5 protein-coding genes are annotated in these 8,168 nt (G+C 66.2%); all 5 read left to right on the top strand.

The window, feature by feature from the left end; all coding sequences use genetic code 11:
• On the top strand, nucleotides 1-2,501 hold a 2,501-nt coding region (locus tag ACODSO_RS28785; protein ID WP_489040035.1), incomplete at its 5' end, for an SDR family NAD(P)-dependent oxidoreductase.
• Entirely contained in the window at nucleotides 2,498-4,501 is a 2,004-nt protein-coding gene (locus ACODSO_RS28780; RefSeq protein ID WP_489040034.1) for a hotdog family protein, read from the top strand. The genes ACODSO_RS28785 and ACODSO_RS28780, both read left to right, overlap by 4 nt.
• A complete protein-coding gene (locus ACODSO_RS28775; protein WP_489040033.1) occupies nucleotides 4,498-6,048 on the top strand; it encodes a PfaD family polyunsaturated fatty acid/polyketide biosynthesis protein in 1,551 nt (516 codons plus the stop codon). Before ACODSO_RS28780 ends, ACODSO_RS28775 begins: the two co-directional genes overlap by 4 nt.
• Nucleotides 6,045-7,487 (top strand): pyridoxal phosphate-dependent decarboxylase family protein, encoded by a 1,443-nt coding sequence (locus ACODSO_RS28770; RefSeq protein WP_489040032.1) that lies wholly within the window; start codon nucleotides 6,045-6,047, stop codon nucleotides 7,485-7,487. Before ACODSO_RS28775 ends, ACODSO_RS28770 begins: the two co-directional genes overlap by 4 nt.
• Nucleotides 7,484-8,104, top strand: coding sequence for an N-acetyltransferase (locus tag ACODSO_RS28765; RefSeq protein ID WP_489040031.1), 621 nt, complete (start codon nucleotides 7,484-7,486; stop codon nucleotides 8,102-8,104). Before ACODSO_RS28770 ends, ACODSO_RS28765 begins: the two co-directional genes overlap by 4 nt.
• Nucleotides 8,105-8,168: the final 64 nt, after the last annotated feature.

Genomic DNA, 8,168 nt, shown 5'->3' with positions numbered 1-8,168 from the left:
AGGAGCGGTTCCCGTCGCTGCCCAGTCTCGGGCCCGAGCAGCTCGGAACGTTGCGCACCCTCGATCAGATCGTCGAGCTCCTTGCCGCGGGGAGTGATGTCCACCCAAAAGCTGAAGCCGCGGCGACCTCGCCGCGGCACACCGTCGAACTTGCTGCGCTTCCGCCAGTGGACCGCATCGAAGGATTGTTCGTAACCGGCGCTACCGCAGTGGTTCTGGACCTCACAGACGATGGCGCCGATGCGGCCGGCCTCACCAGTGGGCTCCGCGCACGCGGCTGGTCCGTCGAGCATGTGCCCTTGATCGGCACCGCAAACGACATCGAGAGAACCGTTGCGGGAGTGTTCGACGCCGACGTGACGCTCGCTCTCGTCGTGGCAGGCACGTCGAGTGAGTGGTCTGTCGCAAGCCATCGGCTCTCGGCGACTCTGCTCGCCGCCAAGTACGCCTACTCGTCCCTCGAACGTTCCGGCGGGCTCCGGTCGGCATTGGTGACCTTGACTCGTCTCGACGGTGCGCTCGGTTTCGCCGGAACAGTCGATCCGGTGTGCGCGTTGATCGGTGGCGTCGGTGGTGTCGTGAAAACGGTTGCTGCCGAACGTCTTGGTCTGTTCTGCCGCAGCATCGACGTTCATCCGGCCGTCAGTGCCGACACTCTCGTGGAAACACTGCTGATCGAAGTATCGGACGCAGCGGCAGACACGCTGGAAGTCGGGATCGACGACAACGGTGACCGGTGGACGATCGTGCCCAGCCTGCACGGCGCGTCGTCGACGCATACGGTTGTCGATCCAGCCGCGACCATGAGCGTTACCGAATTGACCGAGTCCGATGTGGTTCTCGTGACCGGAGGCGCGCGGGGTGTGACGGCGCTGTGCGCACGCGAACTCGGCCGACACACGGCCGCACGGTTCGTTCTCCTCGGGCGCACCGACCCGGAACCCGAACCCGACTGGGCACACGGTGTGAACGACGCGGGTCTGCAGTCGGCAGCACTCACGGCGATGGCCGGATCGGGGGCCACACCCCGCGACGTCGGACGGGCCTGCGCAGCGGTCCGGGCCGGCCGCGAGATCGCCGAGAACCTCGACGAACTCGGCGATCGCGCACAGTACATCGCGGTCGACGTCACCGACGTCGATGCGGTGCGAGCGGCTCTGCGCCCGCTGGCATCCAAGATCACCGTCGTGGTGCACGGTGCGGGTGTGCTCGCCGATTCGGCGATCGGCGCCAAGACGGTCGCCGACATCTCCCGAGTTCTCGATCCCAAGATCGCCGGACTCGGTGCCGTGTTGGCCGCGCTCGAGACGAACGACGATCCATCACCGCTCCGTAGGATCGTACTGTTCACGTCGGTCGCTGGGCTGTACGGAAATTCCGGGCAATCGGACTACGCGGCTGCGAACGAGGCGCTCACTCGGTTCGCTGCAGCTCATGTGTCCTCCCGGCCCGATCTTCACGTGACGGCGATCGATTGGGGCGCCTGGGACGGCGGGATGGTCACGGCCGAGTTGCGCGAGCACTTCATCGGACGCGGTGTTACCTTGCTCGATCCCGGTGTCGGCGCACGCGCCTTCGCCGAGCAGTTCACACCCGACCGCCGCGACGACGTCGTGGTGTTGGTGGGAGAAGCCGCGTCGCTGACCGAAGGATCACCGACGCTGGGAGAACCGTTCGTCGCCACCCGGCGGCTCGTGCAGCTGGAAACGAATCCGCTGGTTCAGGCGCACCGAATCGGCGCGCATCCCGTGCTTCCCGCGACCTTCGGTCTCGGCGCAATGATCAACGTCGTCGAGCGTGCATACCCGGGCCGGACCGTCACAGGAGTCCGAGATTTCCACGTGCACAAAGGAATCGTCTTCGACCACCCGATCGAATCCATCGATATCCGGGTCGCACCCGACGACGACCGTACCGTTCGGGTGTTCGTCACCGGCGGCGACAAAGCCAAGACGGTCTCTCACTACGTTGCGACGATGGATCTCGATGCGCATCCAGCGCAGGCTCCTCGTCTCCATGCACCTCGCTTCGGTACCGGAGTGCCCGCCGACGAGTTGTATCGCGACGCCCGGCAATTCCACGCGCCGTTGCTGCACGGAATGCGCCGAGTTCTGGCGGACTCGGACACCGAACTCGTGCTCGAATGCGAACTCGGGGGTGAGCCGCTCGAACTCGGAGCGTATGCCGGAGTCCTGCACAATCCCGTACTCGCGGACGTCATTCTGCAGGGGCCTCCGGTACTCGGACATCGGCTGCTGAACTCGGCGTGCCTACCCCTCGGCATCGGCCGAATCGACTACTACGCAGCGCTTCCGCTGGGCGAGCCCTGGGCGGTCGTGGTCGACAACCCGCGCGCGGGCTCTACCGACGTAACCATCGACGCCACCGCAATCGGGGCTGACGGCGTGGTTCTTCAGAAGTTTTCCGACGTGACAGTGGTCACGACACCTGATCTGTCCGACATGTTCCGCGAATCAGTAAGGCAGTGGTCCCAATCATGAACGACGGCTCTACACGAGACCTCGGCGAGGGCGTGCTCGCCTTCGACGGCGAGGCGTTCGACCCGGTCGGCGCCACATCTATCCCCACTTCATCCACTCCCGCGTCATCCGCACCGGCGGCGTTCGTCCCCAAGGCGTTTCTACCGGCTGCCGGACGGCCGAACCCGCTACGCGAGATCAGGGCTGCGGTCACAGGGGCGCACCGCGCACACCTCGATGCCTACTCGCGCGTCCAGCACGCGATCCTTCGGTCCGCTCGTACCGCGCCCGCACCGCTGCGAGCGCTCACGGTCGCACCCGTCGCAGTGGCGCCTGAGGGAGCATTCAAACCACTTGCCCGTACCGATCGCTGCACACTCGACCGAGCTGCGCTGGAGTCGCTCGCGCGCGGCGACATCGATGCCGTGTTCGGAACGGACTACGACCAAGCCGAAGCCAACGCCGATGTCCGCATCGCTGCGACGGCGCCGCTGGCGCTGACCGCGATCACCGACATCGATCTGCGTGGCGGTGCGCTCGGTCGCGGTCGCCTGCGCGCCCGATTCGACGGTGACGCCACGACAGCGGCCGTGCAGGCAGTCGAGACCTTTGCGGTGTTCGCCGGGCTGCATCTATGCCTGGCCGACGCATTGTTGACCGCCACCCCACCGACACCGCTCGAGACCGGTTCGACCGAACTCGACGTCGTCGTCACTCAGATAGACCTCGTTCCTCGGCCACACGTCATCGCCGAAGTGATCGCGGGCGACGGTCGGAGCGTCAGTGTCACGATGACCGTCACCGACAAGCCGGGTTCCGCGATCGGACCCGGCACCGGGGGCTCGCTCGATCACTGGACCGGCAGGATCGGCCACGGTGGAGAGAGGGTCTTGCTCAACGAGTTCCACATGGCGCATCTCGCACGCGGGGACCAGGGGACCGCACTCGGACCCGAATTCGCGCACTACACCGGACACCGGGCGACACGGCTGCCGACCGGTGGTTTGCTGCTGGTCGATCGCGTCAGTCGCTTCGACGGCACGCGGGGGGTTCTCGACCGGTCGGCGTCGTACGACAGCGAGTACGACTCGCCCGCCGACTCGTGGTACTACGCCGACAGCGCGAACTACTCGGTGCCGCACTTCGTGTACATGGAGACGTCCCTGCAGGCGGCGCTGTTGATGGGTTTGTACGTCGGCCCCACGCTCACCGCCCCGAACCAAACCCTCAGTCTGCGCAACCTCGGGGGCACGGCCACCGTGCTTCGTCAAGTGGACCTGCGTGACAAGACCATTGCGCAGTCGTCGCGGTTGCTGTCGACGACCATGTTGCCAGGTTCGTCGCTTCAGACATTCGACTACACCCTGTCGGTCGACGGCGAGGCGTTCTACCGTGGTGAGACGATGTTCGGCTATTTCAGCGACGAGGCACTGGGCAACCAGACCGGCCTCGACGCTGGGCGGAACAAGCCGACATGGCGAGAAACGAACGTGCCGAGCAGTGTTCGCACGATCGACATCGCTGCGCGTCGGAACACTTCGGGTGCGCGCCTGTGTTCGCAGGGTACGTTGGCGCTGCTCGATCAGGTCGACGTCGTCGACGGTGGCGGTGATCACGGCGAGGGCTACCTGCACGCAGTGCGCCGAATCGATCCGAATGACTGGTTCTTCGCACGACACTTCTACCTCGACCCGGTGATCCCCGGATCGCTCGGTGTGGAGACGGCGATCCAGGCCGTTCAGGAATGGATGCTCGACTCCGGGTTCGATTCGGGCATGGCAGATCCGCAGTTCCTGATCCCCGCCGACATCGACTTCACGTGGAAATACCGCGGCCAGTTCCTGCCCACAGATCGGCAATGCGAACTCGAGGTGCACATCAAGGCTGTCGAGCGCAGGAACGGCTCGGTGATCGTGACCGTCGACGCGTCGTTGTGGAAGCCAGGTCTGCGCATCTACGAGCTCATCGACCTTGCTGTCGAGCTTTCGGACATCTCGATTCGCCGCGGAGCCCTCGGATGACCGCCGTGTTGGCACGGGCCGTCAGCGACGTGCGTTCGGTTCTGCTCGACCTCGACTCGCCGTGCTGGATCGTCGCCGATGCAGACGGAGTCGGCGCAACGTCGGATCCGGCGATGACGGCGAACGCCCGGGTGCTCAGCGCCGTCGGGCCCCTCTCGCCACAATCTCTGGGAGACAGCACGTTCCGCAGGTTTCATGGTGTGCGATACTCGTACGCCGCCGGCGCGATGGCCAACGGTATCGCGTCACCGGACATGGTGATCGCGCTCGCGCGGGCAGGCTACCTCGCGTCCTACGGCGCCGCAGGGGTGATTCCCGCCCGCATCGATGCGGCGCTGAACACTATTCGGCAGGCACTCGGCAACGCCCCGTTCGCATGCAATCTCATCCATAGTCCCACCGAGCCCGCGCTCGAGAAGGCCATCGTCGACGCGTGCCTCAGGAATGCGGTGACGTGTATCGAAGCGTCGGCTTTCATGGATCTGACGCCGCAACTCGTGCGCTACCGAGTCAGCGGATTGGCGCTCGGCCGTGATGGCCGCGTCGAGCCGCGGCATCGGGTGATCGCGAAAGTGTCAAGAGCAGAAGTAGCCGAGCTTTTCCTCCGGCCGGCGCCCGCGAAGCTGCTTCGGACGTTGCTCGACTCCGGCGAGATCACCGCCGAACAGGCACAGTGGGCGGAACACATTCCGATGGCCGATGACATTACCGCCGAGGCCGATTCGGGCGGTCACACCGACCGGCGTCCACTGACAGTTCTGCTTCCGGACCTGATCATGCTGCGAGACCGACTCGCTCGCGAACGACCCGGTCGACCGGAGGTCCGGATCGGCGCAGCGGGTGGCATCGGCACTCCCCAGGCGGTGGCCGCAGCGTTCGCGATGGGCGCCGCGTACGTCGTGACCGGCTCGATCAACCAGTCGTCGGTGGAAGCCGATCAGTCGGACACGACGAAGGCGCTCCTGGCCACGTCCGGGGTCGCGGACTGCACGATGGCACCGTCGTCGGACATGTTCGAGCTCGGTGTACAGGTGCAGGTCCTGCGCCGCGGAACGATGTTCGCTGCGCGCGCACACCGGCTGTACGAGACCTACCGCGAATACGACGGCATCGAGTCGATCCCAGCCGTCCGCCGAGCCGATCTCGAGAAGTCGATCTTCGCGCGACCGCTCGACGACGTGTGGGCGGGTTGCGTGGACTACTTCACCGAACGCGACCCTGGTCAACTCGCCGGCGCCGAGCGCGACCCGAAGCGCAAGATGGCGCTGATCTTTCGGTGGTACCTAGGGTTGTCGTCGGGGTGGAGCATCCGCGGAGAATCCGATCGCACGGCCGACTATCAGATTTGGTGCGGGCCTGCGATGGGCGCGTTCAACAGTTGGGTCGCCGGTACGCATCTCGCTGCGCCGACGAATCGTCGGGTCGCGGACATCGCGCACCACATGATGTTCGGAGGTGCGCACGCCACTCGCGTGGCGTCGCTGCGGAGCGCGGGGGTTCGCTTGCCTGCCGCTGCGGCACACTACGTGCCGGAGCCGCAGCGATGACTGCGCCGGACCGGACGGCGAGTCTGCTGACGACCGTCGCGCGCTACAGCGAACGGTACGTCCGGGAGGGCCGTGCCGACAGTACTCGGGTCGAGGCAGACCGGGACCGATTGCGAGCGGACTTCGTTCGGCCCTTGCCGAGGCGCGGTGAGGAACCGCACGACGTGGTGTCCGAACTCGTCTCGCGCGGCGAACCGGGACTGCTGCACTCGGGAGCGCCTACCTTCCTCGGGTTCGTCATGGGCGGTGCGTATCCCGTTGCGGTGGCCACCGAGTGGCTGACGTCGATATGGGATCAATGTGGCGCGCTGTACGCGACAAGTCCCGTTGCGTCGGTGGTCGAAGAGACGGTTGCGCGGTGGTTGATCGACCTGTTCGGGCTGCCGTCGGGCGTGTCGGTCGGTGTCACTACCGGCTGTGCGACGGCGAACCTGACGGGGCTCGCCGCGGCCCGTCACTCCGTGCTCGCCGACGCGGGCTGGAACGTCGACGACGACGGTCTGATCGGTGCGCCGGCACCGCGCATTCTGGTCAGCAAAGGCTGCCACGTCACGGTGTCGCGAGCGATTCGCCTGCTCGGCATGGCAGGACAGGTGTACCCCGTCGATGTCGACGAACAGGGCCGGATGTCATTGACCGCGTTCATCGATCGTCTGGACTCGACGACGGGTCCGCTGATCGTGTGCGCTCAGGTCGGCAATGTCGACTCCGGTTCCGTCGACCCACTGACCGAGATCTGCCGGCTCACGCATGAGCGTGGGGGATGGGTGCACGTCGATGCAGCATTCGGTATGTGGGCCGCCGCAGGACCCACCGTGCGCCGTCATGTTTCTGGACTCGCCGCCGCGGATTCGTGGGCGACCGACGCGCACAAGTGGCTGAACGTTCCCTATGACTGCGGTATCGCTCTGTGCGCGCACCCAGGCGCGCACCGCGCGGCGCTACGGACCAGCGCAGAGTATCTGACCGTCGCCACCGGCGGGGACCGAGATCCCGTCGACTATTCACCGGACATGTCCCGACGCGCGCGCAGCCTTGTTCTGTGGGCGACCCTGCGACATCTGGGCAGGGACGGTGTCGCCGACCTGATCGACCGATGCTGTCGCCTCGCACGGGAACTCGCGTCGAGCCTCGACGACGAGCCGGGCATCACAGTCGTCAACGACGTCGTGCTCAATCAGGTGCTGGTTCGATTCGACGCTCCGGACGGTGACGCCGCGGGCCACCTCGGCCGCATCGTCGACACCGTGCAGCGGTGCGGGACAGGCTGGGCCAGCCCCACCACGTGGTTCGGTCACCCCACGCTGCGGCTGTCGGTCTGCAACTGGCAGACCGACAGCGCGGACATCGAACGGTGCATAGACGCGCTGGTCGGCGCCCATCGACAGGCCACTTCACTGCACAGCTCCACCGCCGCCCCCTTGGAGGAATTCGTATGACCACCGCCGATGTGAGACCCGAACCGACCGTCACCGGTGAACCCGACCTCGACGCCGTCGTCGCGACGCTCACGGCGTCCTTCGCACAGGACCCGATCATCGAATGGGCGATACCCACAGATACGCCTGAACGTAGCCGCCACCTGGACTCGTTTTTCGCCATCGTCACCGAAGACATTCTCGATCGCGGCGGAATGGTTGCTACCTCGAGCGACTACGACGCTGTGATCGTCTGGTCGACGCCCAGCGACTCGGTGCCGACCGACGACGAGAGTGCACTTCTGCTGGACCGCCTCGAGTCCGCAACCGGGCCTAGCGGTCGCCGCGTCCGCACGCTGATGGAACTGCTCGACGAGCATCACCCGACCGATCTTCCGCCGCACTGCCACGTGATGTTCGCCGCCGTACGCGAAAGCTCGCGGGGGACCGGCGCGCGGGCCGCCGTGACCGGCGCGCTGCGTGAGCTGCGGCTCGCCGACGGTGTCGGTGTCTATGCAGAAGCGTCGAGCGAGCGCAGCCTCCGGCTCTGGGAGCGTCTGGGACTGACCCGAGTCGGTTCGGAGATCGTGCTCCCCGACGGTGGACCGAAGCTGTTCCCGCTTTTCGCTGCACCGTAGGCGCGCGCTGGAATATCGAACGTCCGAAACACAGGGGCGGGGGGGGGGGGGGGGGGGGGGGGGG

The sequence above is a fragment of the Rhodococcus sp. FG69 genome (assembly GCF_057808915.1).
This window is presented reverse-complemented; position numbering and strand designations above follow the sequence as displayed.